Annotated in this window: 18 protein-coding genes and 2 tRNA genes; 8 read left to right on the top strand and 12 right to left on the bottom strand. The window is 74.5% G+C overall.

What is annotated here, in order from left to right; genetic code table 11:
* Window positions 1-62 precede the first annotated feature (62 nt).
* The 10 genes from metG to ilvD form a co-directional block, all read right to left on the bottom strand.
* Window positions 63-1688: a methionine--tRNA ligase gene (gene metG, locus ACTSKS_RS00965; RefSeq protein WP_063190343.1), complete on the bottom strand. Its 1626-nt coding sequence runs from the start codon at window positions 1686-1688 to the stop codon at window positions 63-65.
* On the bottom strand, window positions 1681-2160 hold the full coding sequence (locus ACTSKS_RS00960; protein WP_223247528.1) for a hypothetical protein: 480 nt from the start codon (window positions 2158-2160) through the stop codon (window positions 1681-1683). The genes metG and ACTSKS_RS00960 overlap by 8 nt, the downstream gene beginning before the upstream one ends.
* Before the next feature lie 23 nt (window positions 2161-2183).
* Window positions 2184-2537 (bottom strand): hypothetical protein, encoded by a 354-nt coding sequence (locus tag ACTSKS_RS00955; RefSeq protein WP_223247527.1) that lies wholly within the window; start codon window positions 2535-2537, stop codon window positions 2184-2186.
* A gap of 64 nt (window positions 2538-2601) precedes the next feature.
* On the bottom strand, window positions 2602-4197 hold the full coding sequence (serA, locus tag ACTSKS_RS00950; protein ID WP_442927205.1) for a phosphoglycerate dehydrogenase: 1596 nt from the start codon (window positions 4195-4197) through the stop codon (window positions 2602-2604).
* 149 nt (window positions 4198-4346) lie between these two features.
* Window positions 4347-5378, bottom strand: coding sequence for a ketol-acid reductoisomerase (gene ilvC / locus ACTSKS_RS00945; protein WP_010078979.1), 1032 nt, complete (start codon window positions 5376-5378; stop codon window positions 4347-4349).
* A gap of 36 nt (window positions 5379-5414) precedes the next feature.
* On the bottom strand, window positions 5415-5924 hold the full coding sequence (gene ilvN, locus ACTSKS_RS00940; protein ID WP_002854209.1) for an acetolactate synthase small subunit: 510 nt from the start codon (window positions 5922-5924) through the stop codon (window positions 5415-5417).
* A 12-nt stretch (window positions 5925-5936) separates the two neighbouring features.
* Window positions 5937-7838, bottom strand: coding sequence for an acetolactate synthase large subunit (locus ACTSKS_RS00935; protein WP_041103197.1), 1902 nt, complete (start codon window positions 7836-7838; stop codon window positions 5937-5939).
* A 291-nt stretch (window positions 7839-8129) separates the two neighbouring features.
* Window positions 8130-9284, bottom strand: a complete 1155-nt coding sequence (locus ACTSKS_RS00930) for an N-acetylglucosamine-6-phosphate deacetylase (RefSeq protein ID WP_442927226.1) — start codon at window positions 9282-9284, stop codon at window positions 8130-8132.
* A 110-nt stretch (window positions 9285-9394) separates the two neighbouring features.
* Window positions 9395-10180, bottom strand: coding sequence for a glucosamine-6-phosphate deaminase (gene nagB / locus ACTSKS_RS00925; RefSeq protein ID WP_036312968.1), 786 nt, complete (start codon window positions 10178-10180; stop codon window positions 9395-9397).
* Between the two features lie 103 nt (window positions 10181-10283).
* Window positions 10284-12011 (bottom strand): dihydroxy-acid dehydratase, encoded by a 1728-nt coding sequence (ilvD, locus tag ACTSKS_RS00920; RefSeq protein WP_036312970.1) that lies wholly within the window; start codon window positions 12009-12011, stop codon window positions 10284-10286.
* A gap of 104 nt (window positions 12012-12115) precedes the next feature.
* Between ilvD and ACTSKS_RS00915 the strand changes: the two genes are divergently transcribed.
* From ACTSKS_RS00915 to ACTSKS_RS00885, 7 genes are all read left to right on the top strand, one after another.
* Window positions 12116-12664 carry a hypothetical protein gene (locus ACTSKS_RS00915; RefSeq protein ID WP_036312973.1) on the top strand — a complete coding sequence of 183 codons (549 nt, stop codon included), beginning with the start codon at window positions 12116-12118 and terminating at the stop codon, window positions 12662-12664.
* Between the two features lie 67 nt (window positions 12665-12731).
* A tRNA-Lys gene (locus ACTSKS_RS00910) sits at window positions 12732-12804 on the top strand.
* A gap of 86 nt (window positions 12805-12890) precedes the next feature.
* Window positions 12891-13379: a thioredoxin-dependent thiol peroxidase gene (gene bcp, locus ACTSKS_RS00905; protein WP_010078986.1), complete on the top strand. Its 489-nt coding sequence runs from the start codon at window positions 12891-12893 to the stop codon at window positions 13377-13379.
* A gap of 67 nt (window positions 13380-13446) precedes the next feature.
* Window positions 13447-13527: transfer RNA gene (locus tag ACTSKS_RS00900), tRNA-Leu, on the top strand.
* A gap of 48 nt (window positions 13528-13575) precedes the next feature.
* Complete coding sequence (locus ACTSKS_RS00895; RefSeq protein WP_036312976.1) at window positions 13576-15240, top strand: ABC transporter substrate-binding protein; 1665 nt, start codon at window positions 13576-13578, stop codon at window positions 15238-15240.
* A 99-nt stretch (window positions 15241-15339) separates the two neighbouring features.
* The gene (locus tag ACTSKS_RS00890; protein WP_205805183.1) at window positions 15340-16830 is read left to right on the top strand and encodes a malate:quinone oxidoreductase; all 1491 of its coding nucleotides are present in this window, start codon (window positions 15340-15342) and stop codon (window positions 16828-16830) included.
* A 7-nt stretch (window positions 16831-16837) separates the two neighbouring features.
* A complete protein-coding gene (locus ACTSKS_RS00885; RefSeq protein ID WP_036312982.1) occupies window positions 16838-20071 on the top strand; it encodes an efflux RND transporter permease subunit in 3234 nt (1077 codons plus the stop codon).
* A 46-nt stretch (window positions 20072-20117) separates the two neighbouring features.
* On the opposite strand, the gene ACTSKS_RS00880 is transcribed toward ACTSKS_RS00885, so the two are convergent.
* Together ACTSKS_RS00880 and ACTSKS_RS00875 are read right to left on the bottom strand one after the other, a co-directional pair.
* Complete coding sequence (locus ACTSKS_RS00880) at window positions 20118-23162, bottom strand: AAA family ATPase (protein ID WP_036312986.1); 3045 nt, start codon at window positions 23160-23162, stop codon at window positions 20118-20120.
* A complete protein-coding gene (locus tag ACTSKS_RS00875) occupies window positions 23159-24382 on the bottom strand; it encodes an exonuclease SbcCD subunit D (protein WP_036312989.1) in 1224 nt (407 codons plus the stop codon). Before ACTSKS_RS00875 ends, ACTSKS_RS00880 begins: the two co-directional genes overlap by 4 nt.
* A 66-nt stretch (window positions 24383-24448) precedes the next feature.
* On the opposite strand from ACTSKS_RS00875, the gene ACTSKS_RS00870 reads away from it, so the two are divergent.
* Window positions 24449-25603: an ADP-ribosylglycohydrolase family protein gene (locus tag ACTSKS_RS00870; protein ID WP_041103209.1), complete on the top strand. Its 1155-nt coding sequence runs from the start codon at window positions 24449-24451 to the stop codon at window positions 25601-25603.
* Window positions 25604-25608: the final 5 nt, after the last annotated feature.

Below are 25608 nucleotides of genomic sequence, written 5' to 3'. Positions count from 1 at the left end.
GCTACGCGGGGCACGCGTGAGGACCACATCGTGTGACACCCGGTCTCACCCTCCGGACGGGCTCAGTCCTCGGCGGGCTCCTCGTGCCGCGGGAAGACCGGCTGCGGGGCGGGCAGCGGCGTGCCGGGGACCAGGTCCTCGTGGAACGCGGCGAAGGACCGCGGGCCGGTGCCGGACGCGCCGGTGCGGCCGGCGTCGCCCTCGGCGGGGACGCCGAGCAGGTCCAGCAGCCGCGAGGCCGAGCCGGGCATCACCGGCTGCGCGAGCAGGGCCACCCGGCGCACGGCCTGCAACGTCACGTACAGCACCGTGCGCATGCGCGGCTCGTCCGTCTTGCGCAGCACCCACGGGGCCTGGTCCGCGAAGTAGGCGTTGATCTCACCGAGCACGCGCCAGGTCTCCTCGAGCGCGTCGTGGAAGTCCTGCACCGCGTACGCGGACCGGGAGCGCTCCAGCAGGGCGTCGACCTGGGCCAGGACGGCGCGGTCCGCCTCGGTGAACTCGCCCGGCTCGGGCACGGCGGCGCCGCAGTTCTTGGCCACCATGGACAGCGAGCGCTGGGCGAGGTTGCCGAGGTTGTTGGCCAGGTCCGCGTTCTTGCGGCTCACCACGGCCTCGTGGCTGTAGGAGCCGTCCGCGCCGAACGGGAACTCGCGCAGCAGGAAGAAGCGAATGGCGTCCAGGCCGTACCGGGCCACCCATTCCCGCGGGTGCACCACGTTGCCCAGGGACTTGGACATCTTGGCCCCGTTGTTGTTCAGGAAGCCATGGATCATGACGCGGCGCGGCAGCTCGAGGCCGGCCGACATGAGGAACGCGGGCCAGAAGATGCAGTGGAACCGGGAGATGTCCTTGCCGATCACGTGCAGGTCCGCCGGCCAGTAGCGCGCGAACGCCTCCGGGTCCTCCGCCGGCCAGCCCGCGCCGGTGAGGTAGTTCGTCAACGCGTCGACCCAGACGTAGGTGACGTGGTCGGCGCGCCGGTCGGCGTCGGCGGCGTCGGGGTCCGCGGGCGCCGGCAGGTCGATGCCCCACTGGAAGGAGGTCCGGGAGATGGACAGGTCCTCGAGCCCGGCCTCCACGAAGCGGATGACCTCGTTGAAGCGGTACCGGGGGGCGGCGAAGTCCGGGTGCTCGCGGTAGTGGTCCAGCAGCGGCTGCTGGTACTTGGACAGGCGGAAGAAATAGGACTCCTCCTCCGTCCACGTCACCTCGGTGCCGGTCTCGACGGCGCGGCGCACCCCGTCCTGACCCACCTCGGTCTCGTCCTCGCCGAAGTAGCGTTCGTCCCGCACGGAGTACCAGCCGGCGTAGGAGCCGAGGTAGATGTCCCCGTTGGCCTCCATCCGCCGCCAGATCTCGCGGACGGCCTCGGCGTGGTCCGTGTCCGTGGTGCGGATGAAGCGGTCGTAGGAGATGTCCAGGACGTCGTCGTCCATCTCCTTGAAGACGGCGGCGTTGCGCGTGGCCAGCTCGAGGGCGCTCACGCCCTGCTGCTGCGCCGTCTGCTCCATCTTCTGGCCGTGCTCGTCCGTGCCGGTCAGGAAGCGCACGTCCCGCCCGTCGAGCCGCTGGAAGCGGGCCATCGCGTCCGAGGCGATGTACTCGTAGGCGTGGCCGATGTGCGGCTCGCCGTTCGGGTAGGAGATGGCCGTGGTCAGGTAGTACGGGGCGCGGGCGTCAGTCACAGTCGTCGAGTCTAGCGGCGGGCCTGGGGCCCGCGCCGAGGACGACGTCGTCCGCGTCGGCGTCCGGGACGCCGTCGGCGGTCACCTGCAGATGGCCCGGCGCAGGCCGCAGGTGGAGGTGGGCCCACGGGGCCACCACGAGCACGGACGCCCCGATCATCTCGGTCAGCTCCTCCGCGTGCGTCGCCACGTGGTAGGCCAGGGTGCTGCGCCCGATCCCGAAGACGAGCGGCACCGCCTCGAGGACGATCGCGCCGACGAAGAACACCGCGCCGCCCGCCACCGTCAGCGCTCGGGTCCGGCGGGGCAGGGCGACGGTGCACAGCGCGAGCAGCCCGAGGACGACGATCGCGGCCGGCGCGCCGAGGATCAGCCACTGGAACGCGGGCAGCGGGTTCTCCCCCGCGAACGGCAGGGCCTCCCACAGCCGGCCGGCCTGCTCGTGGAGCTGCGTCGATTCGTCCAGGCTCATGGCCGCCAGCAGGGCCGCGGGGGTCAGCCACGCGAGCAGGCTCCGCCGCCGGTCCGCCCCAGCGCGCGGCGCACGAGACCCACCGTGGTGAAGCCCGCGGCCCCCAGCAGGAGCAGGCCCGAGCTCCACCACGCCGTGAGGTTGGCCTCGTGGTTCACGTCGAAGACCTCGCGCCACCACGGCACCTGCCGCGGGCCCAGCCCGAACACGAAGGGGAGGGCGAACGACCAGGCGGCGAGCAGGACACTGACGCCGATCAGCCCGCCCGCCGCGCGCCGGGCCCAGCGGCCCTGCACACCCGGAGGCGTGGCGGGGCGGGCCGCTGCGGCGCGCGCGGTCGGGGCGGGTGCGGGGCGGGGCTCGGGTGGACGCGACATGGACACCATCTCAACACAGGGCGACGCGCGCCGGCCCCGCGATGCCCGCCCGGGCGTCGACGGGTCAGACGGAGAGGTCCACCTCGGCCGCACGGGCGGCGCCGATGGCCGCGGCCAGCGTGGCCGTGGTGTCTCCGGACAGCGCCCCGTCCAGGGTCAGCACGGCCAGGGCGGCGCCCTCGTCGTCGCGCGAGACGTCCATGCCGGCGATGTTCACGCCCTGCACCCCGAGGGCCTGGCCCAGGACGCCGATCACGCCCGGGCGGTCCTGGTAGGCGAACACGAGCAGGTGGTCGGCCAGCGGCACCTCGAGCTCGTGCCGGTCCACACCGACGAGCTTCTGCACCTGGCGCGGGCCGGTGAGCGTTCCGGTGACGGCGGTCTGGGTGCCCTGCGCGGTCGCGGCGCGCACCGTGACGGTGTTGCGGTAGGACTCGGACACCGCGGTGGTGGTGAGGCGGCACTCGACGCCGCGCTGCTCGGCCAGCACGGGGGCGTTCACGTAGGAGACCTGGTCCGAGACGATGTCCGTGAACACGCCCTTCAGGGCGGCCAGGCGCATCGCGGAGACGTCGTGCTCGGCGATCTCACCGGCGATCTCCACCTCGACGGCCGTGATGGACTGCTCGCCCACCAGCGCGGTGAGCACGCGGCCCAGCTTCTCGGCCAGCGGCAGACCGGGGCGCACGTCCTCGTGGATCGCGCCGCCGGCCACGTTCACGGCGTCCGGCACGAGCTCGCCGGAGAGGGCCAGGCGCACGGAGCCGGCGACGGCGACGCCCGCCTTCTCCTGGGCCTCGGCGGTCGAGGCGCCCAGGTGGGGGGTGACGACGGCGGAGTCGTGCGCGAAGAACGCCAGGTCCGTGGCCGGCTCGGAGCTGAAGACGTCGATGCCGGCGCCCCCGATGGTCCCGGCCTCGAGCGCGCGGGCGAGGGCGTCCTCGTCCACGAGGCCGCCGCGGGCCACGTTCACGATGATCGCGGTGTCCTTCATGCGGGCGAACTGCTCATCGCCGATCATGCCGACCGTCTCGGGGGTCTTGGGCATGTGGATCGTCACCACGTCGGCGCGCTCGAGCAGCTCGTCCAGCTCGACGAGGCTCGCGCCGAGCTGCTGCGCGCGGGCGGTGGTCACGTAGGGGTCGTAGGCGAGGATCTCCATGCCGAACGCCTTCATGCGCTCGGCCACGAGCGCGCCGATGCGGCCCAGGCCGATCACGCCCAGCCGCTTGCCGTAGAGCTCGACGCCCGTGTACTTCGAACGCTTCCACTCCCCCGCCTTCAGCGAGCCGTGGGCGGCCGCGATGTTGCGGGCGGCGGCCAGGATGTGGCCGCAGGTGAGCTCGGCGGCGGAGATGATGTTCGACGTCGGCGCGTTGACGACCATGACGCCGGCCTCGGTGGCGGCGGGCACGTCCACGTTGTCCAGTCCGACGCCGGCGCGCGCGATGACCTTCAGCTGCGGCGCGGCGGCGATCGCCTCGGCGTCCATCTGGGTGGCCGAGCGGATCAGCACCGCGTCGACGTCGCGCAGGTCCTCGAGGAGGCGGGCGCGGTCGGCGCCGTCCGTGCGGCGGATCTCGAAGTCGGGGCCGAGGGCCTCGACGGTGGCGGGCGAGAGTTCCTCGGCGATCAGGACGACGGGCTGGGCTGCGCTCACGGGTGCTCCTGGAGGTGTGGTGCGGTGGGATGGAAGGCGGGCCGGCCCGCGCTCCGGTCCGAGCCTAGACGCGTGACCGGACCGTGGCCGGAATGCGACGCCGGCCCCGAAGCGCGATGCCCGGGGCCGGCGTCGGGGGCTCAGGCGGCTCAGCGGGCCGCCGTGCCCTCGGTGTAGTCGTCGTCCGCGTCCTTGAGCCAGGAGAACATCTGGCGCAGCTCGCGGCCGGTCTTCTCGATCGGGTGGGCCTCGCCCCGGGCGCGCAGCTCCTTGAACTCGGGCGCACCGGCCTTCTGGTCGTCCATGAAGCGCTGCGCGAAGGCGCCGGACTGGATGTCGGCGAGGACCGCCTTCATGTTCTCCTTCACGTCGGGGGTGATGACGCGGGGGCCGGAGACGTAGTCGCCGTACTCCGCGGTGTCGGAGATGGACCAGCGCTGCTTGGCGATGCCGCCCTCGACCATGAGGTCGACGATGAGCTTCAGCTCGTGCAGCACCTCGAAGTAGGCGATCTCGGGCTGGTAGCCGGCCTCGGTGAGGGTCTCGAAGCCGTACTGCACGAGCTGGGAGGCGCCGCCGCAGAGCACGGCCTGCTCGCCGAACAGGTCGGTCTCGGTCTCCTCGGTGAAGGTCGTCTCGATGACGCCGGCGCGGGTGCCGCCCACGGCCTTGGCGTAGGACAGGGCGAGGGCGTGGGCCTGGCCGGAGGCGTCCTTCTCGACGGCGATCAGCGCGGGCACGCCGCGGCCGGCCTCGAACTCGCGGCGCACCACGTGGCCCGGGCCCTTGGGGGCGACCAGGGCGACGTCGACGCCCTCGGGGGCCTGGATGTAGCCGAAGCGCACGTTGAAGCCGTGCGCGAAGAAGAGGGCGTCGCCCTCCTGCAGGTTGCCGGCGATGTGCTGGTCGTACACGTCGGCCTGGACCTGGTCCGGGGTGAGGATCATGATCAGGTCGGCCTCGGCGGCGGCGGTGGCGACGTCGACGACGCGCAGGCCCTCGGCCTCGGCCTTGGCGCGGGACTTGGAGCCCTCGGCGAGGCCGATGCGCACGTCCACGCCGGAGTCGCGCAGCGACAGGGCGTGGGCGTGGCCCTGGGAGCCGTAGCCGATGACGGCCACGGTGCGGCCCTGGATGATCGACAGGTCGGCGTCGTCGTCGTAGAACTTCTTCACGGTCATGCTGTTCTCCTCACGGGATGGGTGGATCGGGACGGGTCAGCGGGCCAGGGCGCGGTCGGTCATGGACCGCGGCCCCCGGGCGAGGGCGAGGGTGCCCGAGCGGACGAGCTCACGCACGCCGTAGGGCTCCATCATCTCGAGGAAGGCCTCGAGCTTGTCACGGGTGCCGGTGGCCTCGAGGGTCAGGGACTCCGGGGCCACGTCGACGACGTGGGCGCGGAACAGGTCGGCCGCCTGGACGACCTGACCGCGGGTGGCGGCATCGGCGCGCACCTTCACGAGCAGGTGGTCGCGCTGAACGGAGGAGTCGGGCGTGAGCTCGACGACCTTGATCACGTTGATCAGCTTGTTCAGCTGCTTGGTGACCTGCTCGAGCAGGTCCGTGTCGGCGTCGACGACCACGGTGATCCGGGACAGGCCCTCGACCTCCGTGACGCCCACGGCCAGCGAGTGGATGTTGAACGCGCGCCGGGCGAAGAGGCCGGCCACGCGGGTCAGGGTGCCGGGCACGTCCTCGACGAGCACGGACAGGGTGTGGCGTTCCATCGGTTGCCCTCCTCAGTCTTCCTGGTCCCAGTCGGGCGTCATGCCCCGGGCCACCTGGATCGCGTCGTTGCTGACCCCCGCGGGGACCATCGGCCAGACCATGGCGTCACGGGAGACCACGAAGTCCACGATCACGGGGCGGTCGTCGATGGCGAGGGCCTGCCGGATGGTGTCGTCCAGGTCCTCCCGGCGGTCGCAGCGCAGGCCCGCGGCGCCGTAGGCGTCGGCGAGCTTGACGAAGTCCGGCACCCGGGCGGTGTCATGGCCCGTGTTGAGGTCCGTGTTCGAGTAGCGCCCGTCGTAGAAGAGGGTCTGCCACTGGCGCACCATGCCCAGCGAGGAGTTGTTGATCACCGCGATCTTGATGGGGATGCGGTTGATCACGCACGTGGCGAGCTCCTGGTTGGTCATCTGGAAGCAGCCGTCGCCGTCGATGGCCCAGACCACGCGGTCGGGTTCGCCCACCTGCGCCCCCATCGCGGCGGGGACGGCGAAGCCCATCGTTCCGAGGCCGGCCGAGTTGAGCCACTGGCGCGGACGCTCGTAGGCGACGAACTGGCTGGCCCACATCTGGTGCTGGCCGACGCCGGCCACGTAGGTGGCCTCGGGACCGGACAGGGCCGACAGACGCGAGATCACCTCCTGGGGCGCGAGGAGGCCGTCCTCGGTCTCGGTCCAGCCCATCGGGTAGGTGTCCTGCAGGCGCCGCAGCACCGCCCACCAGTCGGCGAGGTCGGGCAGCGCCTCGGGGTCCGTCGCGAGCTCGGCCACCAGGTCCGGGATGATCTCCTTGACGTGGCCGACGATCGGCACGTCCGCGGTGCGGTTCTTGGAGATCTCGGCCGGGTCGATGTCCGCGTGGATCACGCGGGCGCCGGGGGCGAACGAGGGCAGGTGACCGGTCACGCGGTCGTCGAAGCGGGCGCCGAGCGTGATCAGCAGGTCGGCCTGCTGGAGCGCGGCCACGGCGGGGACGCCGCCGTGCATGCCCGGCATGCCCAGGTGCTGGGGGTGCGAGTCGGGGAAGACGCCGCGGGCGGTGAGGGTGGTGACCACCGGGGCGCCCGTGAGCTCGGCGAGGGCGCGCAGCTCCTCGTGGGCCTCGCCGCGGGCCACGCCGCCGCCCGCATACAGCACGGGGCGCCGGGCCTCGCGGATCAGCCGGGCGGCCTCGCGGATCTGCCGGGGGTGGCCGCGCAGGACGGGGCGGTAGCCGGGCAGGTCGATCCGGGGCGGCCACGCGAACTCGAACTCGCCCTGCTGGGCGTCCTTGGTGACGTCCACGAGCACGGGCCCGGGCCGGCCCGTGGCGGCGATGTGGAACGCCTCGGCGAGGGCCTGGGGGATGTCCTCGGGCCGGGTCACGAGCCGGGAGTGCTTGGTGATGGGCATCGTGATGCCCACGATGTCCGCCTCCTGGAAGGCATCCGTGCCGATCGCGGCGGAGGAGACCTGGCCGGTGATGAACACGACCGCCTGGGAGTCCATGTGGGCGTCCGCGATGGCGGTCACCAGGTTGGTGGCGCCGGGACCGGAGGTGGCGATGGCCACGCCGACCTTGCCGGTGGCCAGGTGGTAGCCCTGCGCCGCGTGACCGGCGCCCTGTTCGTGGCGCACCAGGATGTGGCGGATCCGATCGGAGTCCATGAGCGGGTCGTAGGTCGGCAGGATGGCACCGCCGGGCAGCCCGAACACGTCCGTGACCCCCAGCTCCTCCAGGGAGCGGATGATGCCCTCGGAGCCGGTCATCCGGGTCGGCTCGACGCGGGAGCCCTCGCCGGGCACCCGCGGCTCGACGATCTCGGGCCGAGGGGCCGGACGGCGCTCCTGGACCCGGGCCGTCTCCGTCGGGCGGGAGGCCGGCGTCGGGACCTGCGGGACCGCCGCGCGGGCGTCGCGGGGGGTCGTGCTCATGGGGTCACCTCACTGCGTTCGTCGCTGCGTGTCCGTCGCGGGGGCGTCGGACGGTCGTCGTTCGGATCCGTCGGGCGTCGGGGACCGTGGCCGCGTCGATGACGGATCGGGCCGGCGTGGCGGAGTCTGAGGTGGGGACACGGGCCGCCGGGTCCTTCGGGGGTGGTCTCAGTATCGACAGCCGTGCGCCCCGCCCGCCATCGACCACCCGCCTGTCTCGCAATGTGAGATAAAGCGTCACATCGTGAGACGACCGGGCGGTCGGGATCGGATCCCGGGCCTGAGCCCACCCTAGTCAGCCGCCGCGGGGGCGGCCGCCTCCACCCACGCTCCGTGACGGAGCACCCCGCGCACCTCGAGCTCCGGGCCGAAGACGACGGCGTCCGCTCGGCTCCCGGCTCGGAGCCGGCCGACGTCGGGAAGCCCCAGGGCGTCCGCGGGCGCGGCCGTCGCCGCCCGCAGCGCGGCGTCGAGGTCGACCCCGGCGGCGACGGCGGAGCGCACCGAGCCGGCGACCGTGGCCGTGGACCCGGCGATGGCCCCGGCTGCGCCATCCGCGCCGACCACCCGCGCGACGCCGTCGTGGACCCGGGCCCGCAGGGGTCCGAGGGAGAAGTCGCCGTCGCCGCAGCCGGCGGCGGCCATCGCGTCCGAGACGAGGATCCACCGCTCCCCGGCCTCCCGGGCGACCCGCCGCACCGTGGCCGCGTGCAGGTGGACGCCGTCCACGATGGTCTCGATCCCCACGCGCGGGTCCTCCAGCAGGGCGACGGCGGGCCCGGGCTCACGGTGGTGGGCGGGCCGGCACGCGTTGTGCAGGTGGGTGGCCATCCGCGCGCCCGCCTCGATCGCCGCGCGCGTGACCTCGTAGGACGCGTCGGTGTGGCCGATCGCGACGAGGACGCCCGCCTCCGCCAGCCGGCCCACCGCGTCGAGGGCGCCCGGCAGCTCGGGGGCCAGCGTCACCATCGCGAGGCTGCCCGCGCCGGCCTCGACGAGGCGCGCGACGTCCTCGGGCTCCGGAGCCCGCAGGGACGCGGCCCGGTGCGCGCCGCGGTGCAGGGGCGAGAGCCAAGGGCCCTCGAGGTGCACGCCGGCCAGGACGCCCTCCGCGCGCAGGGGCGCCAGGGCCGTCAGCTGCGCGACGAGCGCGTCGACCTCGTCCGTGACGAGGGAGGCCACCACCGTGGTCGTGCCGGCGCGGGCGTGCGCCGCGGCCGCCGCGCGGGCCGCGTCCGGACCGGACTCGACGGCGTGCCCGCCGCCGCCGTGGCAGTGCACGTCCACGCAGCCGGGCGCGAGCAGGGCGTCGCCGAGCTCGTGGACGGGGCCGTGGGTGCGCGGCGGGTCCCCGGCCCCGACCGCCGTGACCCGGCCCTCCGCCAGGGCGATCCAGCCGGGGCCGCCGAGGCGCTCGCCGTCGTGGACGCGGTCCGCTCGCAGCACCGACGGCGGCACGTCGGCCGGCGGGGTCGCCGGCTCGACGCGCGGCGGGGCGGGGTGCGGGTCGGGCACGGCGGCCTCCTGGGGTGGGTGGATCGGCGGACGGGTGACGCTCAGAGGCCCTGCCAGCGCGGCTTGGCCTCCCACATGTGGCGGTAGTCCCCCGCGAGCTCGAGCCGCCCGGCGGCGGCGTCGTCCACGAGGACGGTCACGTGCGGGTGCAGCTGCAGGGCGGTGACCGGCCAGCGGGCGCTCACGGGGCCCTCCACGAGCTGCCGCACCGCCTCGGCCTTGCCCTCGCCCCGGGCCAGCAGGACCAGGTGTCGGGCGTCGAGGATCGTGCCCACGCCCTGGGTGAGGCAGTGGGTCGGGACCTGGTCGAGGTCGCCGTCGAAGAAGCGGGCGTTGTCCCGCCGGGTCTGCTCGGCGAGCACCTTGATGCGCGTGCGGGAGGCGAGGGAGGAGCCGGGCTCGTTGAACGCGATGTGCCCGTCCGTGCCCACGCCGAGCAGCTGCACGTCCACGCCGCCGGCCTCGCGCAGCGCCTCCTCGTAGGCGGCGCAGGCGCCCGGGACGTCCGCCGCCCCGCCGTCCGGACCGTGCACGGCCTCCGGGGCGATGTCCGTGCGCGCGACGAACTCCCGCTCGATCACGGTGCGGTAGGACTCGGGGTGTCCCGCGGGCAGGCCGACGTACTCGTCCAACAGGAACGCGCGGCAGGAGCGCAGGGACAGCTCCCCGTCCCGGACCCGGCGGGCGAGCTCGTCGTAGACGGGCAGCGGCGAGGAGCCGGTGGCCAGCCCCAGGACGGCCTCGGGACGGGCCGCCACGTGGGCGGCCACCGCGTCCGCGCCGTGCCGGCCCAGGGCGGCGGCGTCGGGCAGGATGACGACCTCCATCAGCGCGCCTCCCGCCCGGGACGAGGCGCGGGTCCCCCGGCCCGGGCGTCGATCGCGTGCATGCTCATCCTCTGCTCGTCTCGGCGTGCAGGCCGACCGGGCCTCAGCCCAGGTAGGCACCCTCGGCGGCGGAGTGCACCAGCTTGGCGTACTTGCCCAGCACGCCCGTGGTGAACTTCGGCTCCACCGGCTCCCAGGACTCGCGGCGGGCGGCGAGCTCGGCCTCGTCCACGAGCAGGTCCATGGTGCGTCCGGCGATGTCCACGCGGATGCGGTCGCCGTCCTGCACCAGCCCGATCGGCCCTCCCTCGGCGGCCTCGGGGGCGATGTGGCCGATGCACAGGCCGGTGGTGCCGCCGGAGAAGCGCCCGTCGGTGATCAGCAGGACGTCCTTGCCCAGACCCGCCCCCTTGATCGCGCCGGTGATCGCGAGCATCTCGCGCATGCCCGGGCCGCCCTTCGGCCCCTCATAGCGGATGACCACCACGTCGCCGGCGGCGATGGTCCCGTCCTCGAGGGCGTCCATGGCGGCGCGCTCCCGGTCGAAGACGCGCGCGGTGCCCTCGAAGACGTCCGCATCGAAGCCGGCGGACTTCACGACAGCGCCCTCCGGGGCCAGCGAGCCGTGGAGGATCGCGATGCCGCCGTTGGGGTGCATCGCGTCGTCCATGGTCCGGATGACCTTGCCGTCCACCGGGTCCGGATCGAGCGCGGCCAGGTTCTCGGCGAGGGTCTTGCCGGTGACGGTGAGGGTGTCCCCGTGCAGCAGGCCCTCGTCCAGCAGGGCCTTCATGACCACCGGGACGCCGCCGATGCGGTCCACGTCCGTCATGACGTACTGACCGAACGGCTTGAGGTCGGCGATGTGCGGGGTGCGGTCGGCGATGCGGTTGAAGTCGGACAGCTGCAGGTCCACGCCCGCCTCCCGGGCGATGGCGAGCAGGTGCAGCACGGCGTTGGTGGAGCCGCCGAACGCCATGGTCACGGCGATCGCGTTCTCGAACGCGGGCTTGGTCATGATGTCCCGGGCCGTGATGCCCTGGCGGAGCATGTTCACCACGGCCTTGCCGGAGCGGCGCGCGAAGGCGTCGCGGCGGCGGTCCGCGGAGGGGGCGGCGGCGGAACCGGGCAGGGACATGCCGAGGGCCTCACCGATGGAGGCCATGGTGTTGGCGGTGTACATGCCGCCGCAGGCGCCCTCACCCGGGGCGATGGACTTCTCGATGCGGAGCAGGTCCTCCTCGGACATGAGACCGCGGGCGCAGGCGCCGACCGCCTCGAAGGCGTCGATGATGGTCACCTGCCTCTCGGTGCCGTCGGTCAGGCGGGCCACGCCCGGCATGATCGAGCCTGCGTAGACGAACACGGACGCCAGGTCCAGGCGGGCGGCGGCCATGAGCATGCCCGGCAGCGACTTGTCGCAGCCGGCGAGCAGGACGGAGCCGTCCAGGCGCTCGGCCATCATCACGGTCTCCACCGAGTCCGCGATCACCTCGCGGGAGACGAGGGAGAAGTGCATGCCCTCGTGGCCCATGGAGATGCCGTCCGAGACGGAGACCGTGCCGAACTCCAGCGGATATCCACCGGCGGCGTGGACGCCGTCCTTCGAGGCCTGGGCGAGGCGGTCCAGGGAGAGGTTGCAGGGGGTGATCTCGTTCCAGGACGACGCGATGCCGATCTGCGGCTTGCCGAAGTCCTCGTCCCCCATGCCGACCGCGCGGAGCATGCCGCGGGCGGCGGTGCGCTCCATCCCGTCGGTGACGTCGCGCGAGCGCGGCTTGATGTCGGGAGCGGCGGACGGGGTGCTGGGAGTCGACGCGGCGGAGTCCATGCCGCGGAGTCTAGTGAGCACGGCGCCACCGGGCCGACGCGACGTCCCCGTGTGACGGGTGCCGCGGCATGACACGTGCGGACGGGTCCGCGTACGTTGGGCCCATGGACACGCCCACCCTGCACAGACGGCTGCGCCGCGTCTTCGATGCGCGCGTGTTCAACCACGGCGACTACAACGTCGTCTACGGCCAGCCCTCGGGCTCCTCCTCCCCCCTCGTGATCGGCTACCGCCACCAGCCGCTCGAGATGCTGCTGTGCCCGTTCGACCCCACCTCCACCCCGGACGACCACGACCGCCGCGCGCCGGGCGTGGCCGAGGACGACCCGCACGGCCCGGTGACCGAGGCCTCCGCGGACCGCGCCGACGTCGTCGAGGTGGGCCTGGCCAACGTGGCCACCGTGGCGGACACGGGCAGCGGCTATCAGGTGGAGACCGTCACGGGCTTCCGGACGTGGTTCGACGTCCCGGAGCACACGCGGGTGCCGGTGGGCGACCTCACGGAGGACGGCACCGCGGAGCTCGACCAGGCCGAGGACGCCACCGACTTCCACGCCTTCATGACCGCCTTCATGGACGAACTGGACCGCCTCTACGCGACCCCGGAGACGGACGCGACGGACGTCACGCCCCCCGATTTGCACGGCGTCTGAAACCCCTGGTAGGGTTTCACCTCGTTGCACGGCGCACCGGAGAGATCCGAGAGGCGGTGCGGCACCTGCACCTCTAGCTCAACCGGTAGAGCATCTGACTCTTAATCAGCAGGTTCCGGGTTCGAGTCCCGGGGGGTGCACCCACCGAAGCGAAGGCCCCGTCTCCACGGAGACGGGGCCTGCGTCGTCCCCGCTCCCCGCCCGGGCCCACCGTAGGCTGGGGCCCATGACCGACACGACCCAGCACCGCCTCCAGCCCGGCGACACGGCACCCGCGTTCACCCTCCAGGACCAGGAGGGCCGGCCCGTCTCGCTGCGCGACAGCGCGGGCAAGCACACGATCGTCTACTTCTACCCGGCCGCGTCCACGCCCGGCTGCACCACGCAGGCCTGCGACTTCCGGGACAGCCTCGCCTCCCTGACCGCGGCCGGCTACGTCGTCCTGGGGATCTCCCCCGACCCGATCGGCAAGATCATCCGGTTCGCCGAGCAGGAGGGCCTGACGTTCCCCCTGCTCTCGGACGAGGACCACGCGGTGGCCGAGGCCTACGGCGCCTGGGGTGAGAAGAAGAACTACGGGCGGACCTTCGAGGGTCTGATCCGCTCCACGATCGTCGTCGGCCCGGACGGGAAGGTCACCCACGCGCAGTACAACGTGAAGGCGACCGGCCACGTGGCCCGACTGCGCCGCACCCTCGGCCTCGACGAGGCCTGATCCGCGCCCGCCGCGCCCGGGCGCCGCACGGTAGGATCGGGCCTCGCCCCGCCCGCGCGGGGTGTGCGCGGGCGTGGCGGAACTGGTAGACGCGCTGGATTTAGGTTCCAGTGTCCTGGACGTGGGGGTTCGAGTCCCCCCGCCCGCACTCCCCGGGCCCGCCCGACCCCGACGTCACCTGCCAGAGGAGGCCGCCATGCAGCCCACTCGCCGCGCCTTCCTCGGCGGGGGCCTGGGCCTGCTCGGCCTGGGCGTGGCCGGCTGCACGACGTCGCCCGCGGCGCCGTCCTCGGCCGCCCCGAGCTCCTCGGGCCCGGGCCGGCTGCTCGTGGTCGGCGCCCCGGCGCGGGCGCTGACGCGGGACCCGGCCCGCGCGCTGGACGTCGAGTCCTTCCGTCTGATCCGCCAGGTCTTCGAGACGCTGCTCGGCGTGGACGCGGACACCGGCGCCCCCACGCCCCGCCTCGCCGAGCGGCACGAGGAGTCCGACGGCGGCCGCCTCCACACGTTCCACCTGGTCTCCGGGGTGGTGTTCGACGACGGCGAGCCGTGCGATGCCGCCGCCGTGGTCGCGAACATCGAGCGGTGGGCCGCCGCACCTGCGCCCGTGGACGGGACCGTCTCCCCGCCCTCCTCGTTCGTCTCGGCCTTCGGCGGATACGCCGGGGACGCGGACTCCGCCTTCGCCGGCGTCGAGGCGCACGGAGAGCTCGAGGTGCGGCTGCGCCTGCACTCCCCGCGCCGTCACCTCGCGGCCGCGCTGGCCTCGCCGGCCTTCGCGATCTCCTCGCCGGCCTCGTGGGACCGCACGGTCGACGTGGACGGCTCCGAGGTCACCACCCCCGCCGGCACCGGCCCCTACCGCTGGGCCGACGCCGCGGAGACCGCCGAGCTCACGCGCGCCCACCCGGGTGCCTCGGGCGCAACGTTCCTGGTCCCCAGCGCCCGCCACCGCGGCTCCGATCCGGCGGCGCATCCGGTGGCCGTGCAGGCGTGGGGTCGGGCCTCCGTGCGCCTGCGGGAGCTGCGGCGCGGCACGGCGGACGTGATCGACGTCGTCGCCCCCGGCCAGCTGCGCCCCCTCGTCGAGGCCGGCACCCAGGTGCTGCCCCGGGACCCCCTGGGCGTGCTCTACGTGGGCATGAACCTGGACCATCCGCTCGTGCACGCGCAGTACCTGCGCCAGGCGATCGCGTACGCGGTGGACCGCCCGCGCATCGCCGGCAGCGACGTCTTCCTCGAGGGCACCCGCCTGGCCCACGACCTCGTCCCCCCGTCCCTCGGCGTCGGCGACGAGGAGGCTCGGCGCTACGACGTCAACCCGGGCCGGGCCCGCGAGTTCCTCGGCCTGGCGGGATACGACGGGGAGCCGTTGGAGTTCCTCTACCCGGCCGGCACGGCCCGTCCCTCCCTGCCCGAGCCTGAGCGGGTCTACGCGATGGTCGCCCGCGACCTCGGCGCGGTGGGGATGCACATCGTGCCCGTGCCCGTGCCGGAGGACCAGGACTACCTGCACGCCGTCGTCTCCCGACCCACCCGAGCCCTGCACCTGATGGGCCGCACCGGCGACTACCGAGACCCGCACGCGTTCCTCGAGCCCTTCGCGCGCTCGGGCCGCGCCGAGACCGGCTACCGCAACCCGCGCGTCGTCGAGGACGTGGACGCGGCGGCGGCCGAGACCGACGACGACACACGCCGCGCCCTGTTCCGCCGCGTCGTCCGGGCCATGGCCCTCGACCTGCCGGCGCTGCCGCTGGTCTATCCGATCTCGGCCCTGGCCACCGGCCCGCGCGTGGCCTCCTACCCGACGTCGCCGCAGCTGGACGAGCCCTTCTCGCGCGTCAGGCTGACCGAAGGCTGAACGCACCGGTAGTACAGTGGGAGATCACGGCGCCCGGCCCGACCGCCACTGCTCGGCCTGGTCGCACTGCGCCCACCCGCCGTCGTTCTGCTTCAGGAGTTGACCGTGCCCACCACCTCGTCCACCGCCACCCACGACGTCGTCCTGATCGGCGGCGGCATCATGAGCGCCACCCTGGGCGTGCTGCTGCAGAAGCTCGAGCCCACCTGGTCCATCGCCCTGTACGAGAGCCTCGATCAGGCCGGCCTGGAGTCCTCCGACCCGTGGAACAACGCGGGCACCGGCCACGCCGCCCTGTGCGAGCTGAACTACTCGCCCATGGACAAGAACGGACGGGTGGACGTCACCAAGGCGCTGGGCATCAACGAGCAGTTCTGGACCACCCGCCAGTTCTGGTCCTCCCTGGTGGCGGACGGCACGCTCAAGGACCCCAAGTCCTTCATCAACCCGCTGCCGCACATGTCCTTCGTGTGGGGTGACGACCACGCGGACTACCTCCGCACCCGCTATGAGGCCATGTCCGCCCAGCCGCTGTTCGCCGGCATGGAGCACAGCGAGGACCCGGAGCAGATCCGTGCCTGGGCCCCGCTGCTGATCGAGGGCCGTGAGCCGGGCCAGCGCCTGGCGGCGTCCCGCAACACCGGCGGCACCGACGTCGACTTCGGCTCCCTCACCCGCCAGCTCATCACGGCCATGGCCGGCGCCGGCGCCGAGGTGCGCTTCGGTCACAAGGTCACCGGCCTCACCCGCGGCACGGACGGCCGCTGGGAGGTCAAGGTCAAGAACAAGGCCGCCGGCTCCGAGCTCGTGGACCGCGCCCGCTTCGTCTTCGTCGGTGCCGGCGGCGGCGCCCTGCCCCTGCTGCAGAAGTCCGGCATCCCCGAGGCCAAGGGCTTCGGCGGCTTCCCGGTCTCCGGCCAGTTCCTGCGCTGCACGGACGAGTCCGTGGTCAACCAGCACATGGCCAAGGTGTACGGCCAGGCCGCCGTCGGCGCCCCGCCGATGTCCGTGCCCCACCTGGACACCCGCTTCGTCAACGGCAAGCGCTCCCTGCTGTTCGGCCCCTACGCCGGGTTCTCCACGAACTTCCTCAAGACCGGCTCCTACCTGGACCTGCCGCTGTCCGTGCGCCCGCACAACCTCAGCACGATGCTGGACGTGGCCAAGGACAACATGGACCTGACCAAGTACCTCGTGACCGAGGTGCTGAAGTCCCGGGACAAGAAGATCGACGCGCTGCACGAGTTCTACCCGGAGGCCGACGGCGGCGAGTGGGAGCTGATCACCGCGGGCCAGCGCGTGCAGGTGATGAAGCGCAAGGGCCGCTTCGGCGGCGTCCTGCAGTTCGGCACCGAGGTCGTCACGCACGCGGACGGCTCGCTCGGCGGCCTGCTCGGCGCCTCGCCGGGCGCCTCCACCGCGGCCCCCATCATGGTGAAGCTGCTCGAGCGCTGCTTCCCCGCGAAGATGGCCGGCTGGGACGGCACGCTCAAGGAGCTCATCCCGTCCCTGGGCCACACGCTCAACGACGACCCGGCGCTGCTGGACGAGGTCCGCACCGTCACGGACGCCGCACTGAAGCTGGCCTGACGCCCCGATGGGAGCGCTCGCACGGTTCTCACTCGGTCGGCGGGCGCTCGTGGCGCTCGTCACCGTGTTCATCGCGGTGTTCGGCGTCCTCTCCGCCGGACAGCTCAAGCGGGAGCTGATCCCCCCGCTCGAGCTGCCCGTCATCTCCGTCTCGACGCTCTACCCGGGGGCGTCCCCCGAGGTCGTGGACGCTCAGGTGGGCGAGCCCCTCGAGACGGCCCTGCAGGCCGTGGAGGGGCTCGAATCCTCGCGGTCCACGTCGCAGTCCGGCTTCAACGCGGTCCAGCTGGAGTTCGCCTACGGCACAGACCTGAACCGGGCCCGGTCCCAGGTGGACCGCGTGGTGGCCAACCTGGGGCCGCAGCTGCCGGAGGAGGCGGAGACCTCGTCCTTCGCGGGCTCCGTCTCCGACTTCCCGGTGGTCTTCCTCGCCCTGTCCGGGGACGAGGACCTCAACACCCTGCGCCGCCGCGCCGAGGACGTCCTGGCCCCGCGGCTGCAGAAGATCGACGGCGTCCGTGGCGCCGACGTCCTCGGCGGCACGGACGAGAACGTCTCCGTGGTCCCGGACCCGGCCGCGCTCGCCGCCGCCGGGCTGACCACCTCCGACATCACCGACGCACTCGAGGAGAACGCCGGCCTCTTCCCCGTCGGCCAGGTCACCGAGGGGGCGACCACCTATCCCGTCCAGGCGGGCGCCGCCGTCGAGGACCTCGAGGGCCTGCGCGGGATCGTCGTCGCTCCCTCCGGCGACGGCGAACCGCGCACCCTGGACGAGGTCGCCGACGTCACCCTCGTGGCCGCGGCCCCCACGTCCCTGACCCGCACCGACGGGGTGCCGACGCTGTCCGTCTCCGTGACCGCGACCCCGGACGCCGACCTCGTGGCGGTCTCGCAGGCCGTGCGCGACGCCCTGCCGGAGCTGGCGTCCCTGGTCGGCGGCGGCGCGGACCTGACCGTGGTGTTCGACCAGGCCCCGTTCATCCAGCAGTCCATCGACACGCTGTTCCAGGAGGGCCTGCTGGGCCTGGCGTTCGCCGTGCTGGTGATCGCCGTGTTCCTGCTCTCGGTGCGCTCCACCCTCGTCACCGCCGTGTCCATTCCGCTGTCCCTGCTGGCCGCCCTCATCGGGGTGGCGGCCTTCGGCTACTCCCTCAACACGCTGACGCTCGGGGCGCTGACGATCTCGATCGGCCGAGTCGTGGACGACGCGATCGTGGTGGTGGAGAACATCCGCCGGCACCTCGGCCTGGGTGCCGACCGGCGCACCGCGATCCTGGACGGCACGCGCGAGGTCGCCACCGCGATCACCGCCTCCACCCTCGTCTCCGTGGCCGTGTTCCTGCCCATCGCCTTCGTGGGCGGCCTGGCCGGCGAGCTGTTCCGGCCCTTCGCCGTGACCGCCACGGTCGCCCTGCTGGCCTCCCTCGTCGTCGCCCTGACGATCGTGCCGGTGCTGTGCTGGTGGTTCCTGCGCTCCCCGCGGCGCGGGGCCGAGACCACGGCCGCGCCCGCCGTCCCCGGCGACCGGCCCGTGGCGGCCGGCGGATGGCTCACCCGGGCCTACCGCCCGGTGCTGCGCTGGACACAGCGGCACACCGTGGTCACCCTCGCCGCCGCCCTGGCGCTGCTGGCCGGCACGGCCGCGCTGGTCCCGCTGATCCCCACGAACCTCCTGGGCGACTCGGGACAGAACTCGTTCGTCGTCACGGCGGAGCAGGAGCCGGGGACGTCGCTGGAGACCACGGCCGCCGCCGCCGAGCGCATCGAGCGGGTGCTGCTGGACACCGACGGCGTCGAGACGGTCCAGTGGACGGCCGGCACCGCCGCCGGTCCGATGGGGGCCTTCGGCGGCTCCTCGGCGGACCGGGCGCGGTTCACGGTGGTGACCGACCCGGATGCGGACCAGGTGGCCCTCCAGGACGGGGTGCGCGCCGAGCTCACGGGTCTCGACGGCGTGGGCGACGTGTCCGTCTCCACACAGCAGGGGCCGAGCGGCGGCCAGGACATCGAGGTGGCCGTCTCCGCCCCCGACCCGCAGGCCCTCACCGCGGCCGCCGATCAGGTCGCCGAGGCGCTGCGGCCCGTCGAGGGTGCCCGCGAGGTGACGACGCCGGCTTCGGACCTGCGCCCGACGTTCCAGGTGGACGTGGACACCGTCGCCGCCGCCCGGCTCGGCCTGACCGAGGAGGCGGTGGCCGGCCAGGCCGCCGCCGCCCTGCAGGCCGTGCCCGTGGGCGACGTCCGCTTCGGGTTCGAGAGCTTCGCGGTGCAGCTGGGTGACCCGGAGCCGGTCGAGTCCCTCGACGCCCTGCGCCAGGTGCCCGTGGAGACGGCCGAGGGGCCCGTGCCGCTGGGGGACCTCGCCGAGGTCTCGCGAGTGCCGGTGCCCGCCCGGGTGACGTCCTCGAACGGCGAGCGGACCGCCGTCGTCACGGTGACCCCGGACGACGAGGACCTCGGGGCCGTCTCGCGCCGGGTCACGCAGGCCGTGGCGGAGCTGGACCTGCCCGAGGGCGTCACCGCGGCCGTGGGCGGCGCGGCGGAGCAGCAGGCGCAGACGTTCCGGGACCTCGGACTGGCGCTGCTGGCTGCCGTGGCGACCGTGTACGTCGTGATGGTGGCGACGTTCAACTCGCTGCGCCAGCCGCTCGTGCTGCTCGTGTCGATCCCCTTCGCCGCCACGGGCGTGTTCCTGGCGCTGCTGGCCACCGGCACGCCGCTGGGACTGTCCACGATGATCGGGCTGCTCATGCTGGTGGGCATCGTGGTGACGAACGCGATCGTGCTGATCGACCTGATCAACCAGTACCGCCGCGACCGCGGCATGACCTTGGACGAGGCGATCGAGGTGGGCGCGCTCAACCGCGTGCGCCCGGTGGTGATGACGGCCCTGGCCACCATCCTGGCCATGACCCCGATGGCCCTGGGCATCACGGGGCACGCGGGGTTCATCTCCCAGCCCCTCGCGGTGGCCGTGGTGGGCGGCCTGGTGTCCTCCACCCTGCTCACGCTCGTGCTCGTGCCCGTGCTGTACCGGCTCACCGAGGTCCGCGGGGAGCGCCGCCTGCAGGAGGAGCGCCGTGTCGCGGCCGAGCGGGAGGCGCAGCGCGTCGCGGCCGAGCGCGCGGCCGAGCAGGCGCGCCGGGCTGAGGAGCGTTGGGCGGCCCCGTCCGAGCTCGACGCCGGACGCCTCGGCCGACTCCGGCAGCGCCTCCGCCGGCGGTGGCGCCGGGCCTGACCTCACGCGTGGCGCGGGCCGGGGCGGCGGGGCGCACCCCCGTCGCTCAGGCGCCGTCGTGCACCGCGAGGCTCGAGCCGCGCCGGTCCTTGCGCACCTCGAGGCGCACGCCGATCTCCTGCCTCATCCGTTCGACGTGGGAGACGAGGCCCACGGTCCGGCCACCGGTCCGCAGGGTGTCCACGACGTCCAGGACGTCGTCGAGGGTGTCCGCGTCGAGCGAGCCGAAGCCCTCGTCCACGAAGAGCGTGTCCAGTTCGATGCCGCCGGCTTCGGCCTGCACGGTGTCCGCGAGCCCCAGGGCGAGGGCGAGGGAGGCCATGAAGGTCTCGCCGCCCGAGAGCGTGGCCGGGTGGCGCGTCTCGTCCACGTAGTGGTCCCGGATGACGAGTTCGAGGCCCTTGTTCCCGCGCCCGCCCACGGCGTCGGAGTACTCGATCGAATACCGCTGGTCCGTCATGGCGAGCAGACGCTCGGTGGCCGCGGCGGCGACCTCCTCGAGCCGCCCGGCGAGGACATAGCTCGTCAGGGGCATCTTGAGCAGGTTCTCCCCGCCGCCGCGGACGAGGTCGAGCAGCCCCCGCACCCGCGTGTGCTCGGCGATGAGCCCGGCGGACCGCTCCAGGACCTCGGTCAGGGCGGCCGACTGCCGGCGCACCGTGGCGACGAGCGAATCGAGCCGCCCGACCGCCGTCGCCCGGGACGAGCTCGCGGCCTCGGCCGCGGCGAGCGCCTCGGCGGCGGCGCGGGTCTGCTCCTCGGTCGGCGGCTCGACGCCCGCCTCGGCGAGGGCGCGGCCCCGGCGGACGGGCTCGCTCGCCTCGAGCTCGGCGAGGCGGGCCCGTTCGGCGTCCCACTCCTGCACGGCGGCCGTGCGGTCGGCGGCCTCCGTCTCCTCGAGGCGGGCCGCGCGCGCCGCGTCGACGTCGTCGAAGCGCTGTTCGGCCAGCGTGGCGGTGAGCGCCTGTCCGGTCTCGTCGGCGACCGCCCGGGCGCGCGCGTCCTCGTCCTGCGCCGCAGCGAGGGCGGCCAGGACCCGGCGTGCGGCGGTGACCTGGTCGCGGCGGGCGTCGAGGGTCTCGGCGTCGCCGCGGGCGGCCTCGACGGCGTCCCGCAGCTCGGTCAGCCGGGCGGCGCGGTGGGCGGCGGCCTCGGCGAGCCGGCCGTCCTCGGCCGCGAGCGCGGCGGCGGTCTCGTCGGCCCCGGCGAGCGTCTTCTCGGCGGCGGTCAGCCGGCGGCGGTCCGCGGCGAGGTCCTTCGCCGCCTGGTCCAGCGCGGCCCGTTCGGTCTCGGCGCGCTCGAGCGCCTCCCGCGCGGCCTCGGGTGCGAGCCCGGCGGCGGCCTCGCCCGCCGAGCGGAGGGTCTGCTCGGCGGCGCGCAGGGCGGTCTCGGCGTCGGTCGCGGCCCGGTCGGCCGCGGTCCGGGCCTGCTCGGCGTCCCGCACGTCCGCCTCGGTCACCGCGGTGTCCGCGGTCGCGGCCGGGGCCGGGTGCTCGGGCGAGCCGCACACGGCGCACGGCTCGCCGGGCACGAGCCGCTCCGCCAGTTCGGAGGCGGCCTGCTCGTACCGGGCACGCAGCAGACCGACGTGCCGTTCGGCGGCCTCACGTCGCCGCTCCTGTGCCTCCCGGTGGGCCCGGGCCGCGGTCTCGACCTCGACGGCGCGGGCGGCCGCGGCCTCGGCGGCCGTGCGGCGAGCGGCGGCCTCGGACACGGCGCGGTCCACGGCCTCCCGGGCGCCGAGACGCTCGGTGCCGCGTTCGACGACCGCGCGGTGTGCCGCGACGGCCGCCTCACGCTCGGGGCGGGACTCGACCAGGGCGGCGCGGTCGCGGTCGATCTCGGCCCGACGCTCCGCCGCGGCGGCCGCCTCCTGCTCCAGCTCGCGCATCCGGTCACGGTCCCGGACGGCGCGCGCCACCGCCTCCGCGGCGCGCTCGGCCTCCCCCAGCGCCTGGCGGGAGGCGGGCGCATCGGCGGCCCCGTCCGCCCGGGCGGCGGCGAGCCACGCCGCCGCGGTCGGCTCGTCCTCGACGTGCGCCAGGGCCTCCGTCACCGCCTCCGACGCGGTGCCGGCGGCGTCCGCCGCCGCGGAGGCCCGCTGGGCGGCCGCGAGCACCCGCCCGGCGCGCTCATGGGCGTCGACGGCGCGGCGCCGCGCCGCGGCGGTCTCGGCCTCGGCGTCGTGGTCGCGTCGACGGCTCGCCCACGCCTCGGCCGCGGCCAGGTCCCGCCCGCGGGTCTCCAGCTCACGCGCCGTCACCCGGGCCCGCTGCTCCGCGGCGCGGGCCGTGGCGAGGTCGGCCCGCGCGTCCTCGTGGGCGCGACCTGCGCGCTCGGCGGCGAGGGCGAGCAGCCGGTCGTCCGTGTCCGGTGACGGCTCCGGCGCATGCCAGTCCGGGCCGAGCGCCTCGTGGAGCGCCTCGGCCAGCTGTGCCCGCGCGGTCCGGGCCACGTCCGCGTCCACGGCCACCGCGGTGTCCAGCCGGGCCGTCTCGACGCGCAGGTGCTCCTCGACGCCGTCGAAGCGCTGCGTGCCGAAGAGCCGCCGCAGCAGGACGCGGCGCTCATCCGACTTCGCGGTGAGGAACTGGGCGAACTGTCCCTGGGGCAGCAGGACCACCTGTATGAACTGCTCGGCGTCCAGGTGCAGGACGGCCGCGATCTGCTGGCCGACCTCGTCCGCCCGGGTGAGCGGCGCCGTCCATTCCCCGGCCACGCGTTCCCGCAGGGAGACCGTGGCCTGCGTGGTGACGGTGGCGCCCCCCGCTGCGCTGCGTCGCCGGCGGGGCCGCTCGTGCTTGGGTGAGCGGACCACCTCGAAGCGCCGGCCCTGCACGGTGAACTCGACCTGCACCTCGGGGATCACCGCGCCCGGCTCGCGCAGCGTGGTCACGAGCGACTCGGCCGACCGTCCGCCTGGCACGGTCCCGTAGAGGGCGAAGCACAGCGCGGCCAGCACCGTGGACTTGCCCGCGCCGGTGGGCCCGTCCAGCAGGAACAGGCCGGCCGCGTTGAGCCGGTCGAAGTCGACGTCCTGCGCCTGGGCATAGGGCCCGAGCCCCTCCAGGCGCATCCGATGGATCCTCATGCGCGCACCTCCGCCGCACGGGCGGCCTCGAGGGCGTCCCGCAGCAGGTCCTGCTCCGCCTCGCTGGCCGGCCGCTGCCGGACGTGGTCCACGAAACCGACCGCGAGCGCGTGGTCCGAGGGTGCCTGCCGCAGGACCTGGGCGTAGGTCCGCTCCCGGGCCCGCCTCCCGCCGGCCGGTTCGTGGCGGAAGACGAGCACGGAGGGGAACCGGGTCTTCAGGCGCTCCAGGGCCCGCTCGGGGCGTTCGTCGTCGGTGACGGTGACCTGCACCCAGCACTGCTCCGCCCACGCGAACTCCGGGGACTCCAGCAGGTCCTCGATCGGCCCGGACAGCACCGCCAGGCGCCGTCCGGCGTCCCAGTCCACGGCCTCGACGTCGGTGACGGCCCCGCCCGTGACGTGGACGAGCCAGCCGCCCTTGCGGTGGCCCGCCTCGGCGAAGGAGTACGGCAGCGGTGAGCCGGAGTACCGCACGTGCTCTGCCAGCCGCTGGCGGCCGTGCAGGTGGCCCAGGGCCGCGTAGTCGAGCCCGTCGAACACGGAGACCGGCACCTGCCCCAGCGTGCCCACCAGCATCTCGGGCGGGGCGTCCGGCTCAACGTGCTCGCCCTCGCCGATGTCCCGTTCGGACTCGGAGCCGTGGCCCCCGGCCGCGAACAGGTGGGCCAGCACGACGGCGGCCACCGGCTCCGGCGTCTCGGCGCGGCGGGCGGCCAGATCGGCGTGGACGCGGCGGACCGCCTCCGTCAGCACGGCCGTGTGGTGGGGCTCCACGCCCCAGGCCGGTCCCTGGTGGCGCGGTTCGAGGTAGGGGATGCCGTAGACGGCCACGGTCTGGCCCGCACCGCCGTCGACCCCGGGCTCGGTGAGCAGCACGGGGCGGTCCAGCTCCGCCGCGTCCGCGCGCACGTGCACGCCCGCGGCCGCCAGGAGTCCGCCGCCGAAGCCGAGGCGCACCGCCGAGTCGTGGTTGCCGCTCGTGAGCACCACCTGGGCGCCGGCCGCGTGCAGCCGGGTGAGCGTCCGGTCCAGCAGCCGGACGGCGTCCGCCGGCGGCAGCGCGCGGTCGTACACGTCCCCGGCCAGCAGGACGGCGTCCACGCCGCGCTCCGTCACGGTCGCGACGAGGGCGTCCAGGACCTCCTCCTGGGCCTCGAGCAGTCCGGTGCCGTGGAACGACCGGCCCAGATGCCAGTCCGAGGTGTGCAGCAGGATCATGCGGCCCACTCTAGGGAGGGTGTGGACGGGATAAGCACGACGCGGTGCAGCTCGTACGATGGCGGCATGTCCGCCACCGCGCCCGAGCCCACCGCCTCCTCGTCCACGCCCCTGCCCGGCCCCGAGCACGCCGACCGGGTCCTGGCCCTCCTCGCGGCCGGTGCCGCCGGGGACGCGCTGGGCGGCGTCGTCGAGTTCACCCCCGCGTCGGGGATCGAGGCGGTGCACGGCCCCGCCGGCGTCACCGACGCCGCGGACCTGCTCGCCCAGGAGGGCACCCACGCCCTGCCGATCACGGACGACACCCAGCTGACGCTGTACGTGCTCGACGGCCTGCTCGAGTGGATCGAGTGGCAGAACGACGGCGTCCTGGCCGATCCCGCCGCGTGCGTGTGGCTCGCGTGCCTGCGCTGGTTCGCCACGCAGGACGGCGCGCTGCCCGAGGGCGCTCCCCCGGCCCCGCCCCGCTGGATCGACGCGCACGCGGAGCTGAAGGTGCGCCGCGCGCCGGGCACCGCGTGCCTGAGCGGGCTCGCCGAACCGGGGATGGGCCTGCCGGGCGACCCGCACAACCCGGGCTCGAAGGGCTGCGGGACGGTCATGCGCTCGGCCCCGTACGGGATGGTGCCGGGGCTCGAGGACCCGCACGTCGTGTCCCTCGCCCGCCAGGGGGCCGTCCTCACGCACGGCCACCCCACCGCGTGGGTCGCGGCGGCCGCGTACGCCCTCGTCATCGCGGCCCTGCTGCGCGGCCTGGACCTGGCCGCCGCGGTCGCGCACGCCCGCGCGTGGCTCGACGGCCTGGGCGAGGAGGCCGAGGAGACCCGCGCCGCCGTGACCGCGGCGGTCGACCTGGCCGGCACCGTCGACGCCGACCCCGGCGCCCCCGGTGCCCTCCCCACCGCGCTCGGCGAGGGCTGGGTCGCGGAGGAGGCCCTGGCCATCGCGCTGTATGCCGCGCTCACCGCGCAGGCGGCGCACCCGGCCGATCCGGCGGCGGCGCTCGCCCTGGCGCTGCGGATCGGCGTGAACCACGACGGCGACTCCGACTCCACGGCCTCGCTGGCCGGGCAGGTGCTCGGCGCGGCGCACGGCACCGCCGTGTTCGGCGCGCACGACCCCGCGGACCGCGCCGCGGCCGAGGCCTCCGTCCCGGGGTGGATCGCCGAGCGCGAGGTCGTCCTGGAGGCCGCCCGGCGCTGGAGCGCCGCGACCACCTGAGTGGT

Source organism: Micrococcus sp. TCR-5 (assembly GCF_052220525.1).
Classification (GTDB): Bacteria; Actinomycetota; Actinomycetes; order Actinomycetales; family Micrococcaceae; genus Micrococcus; species Micrococcus luteus.
Note: the sequence above shows the minus strand (reverse complement) of the source record. Positions and strands in the feature narration are given on the sequence as shown.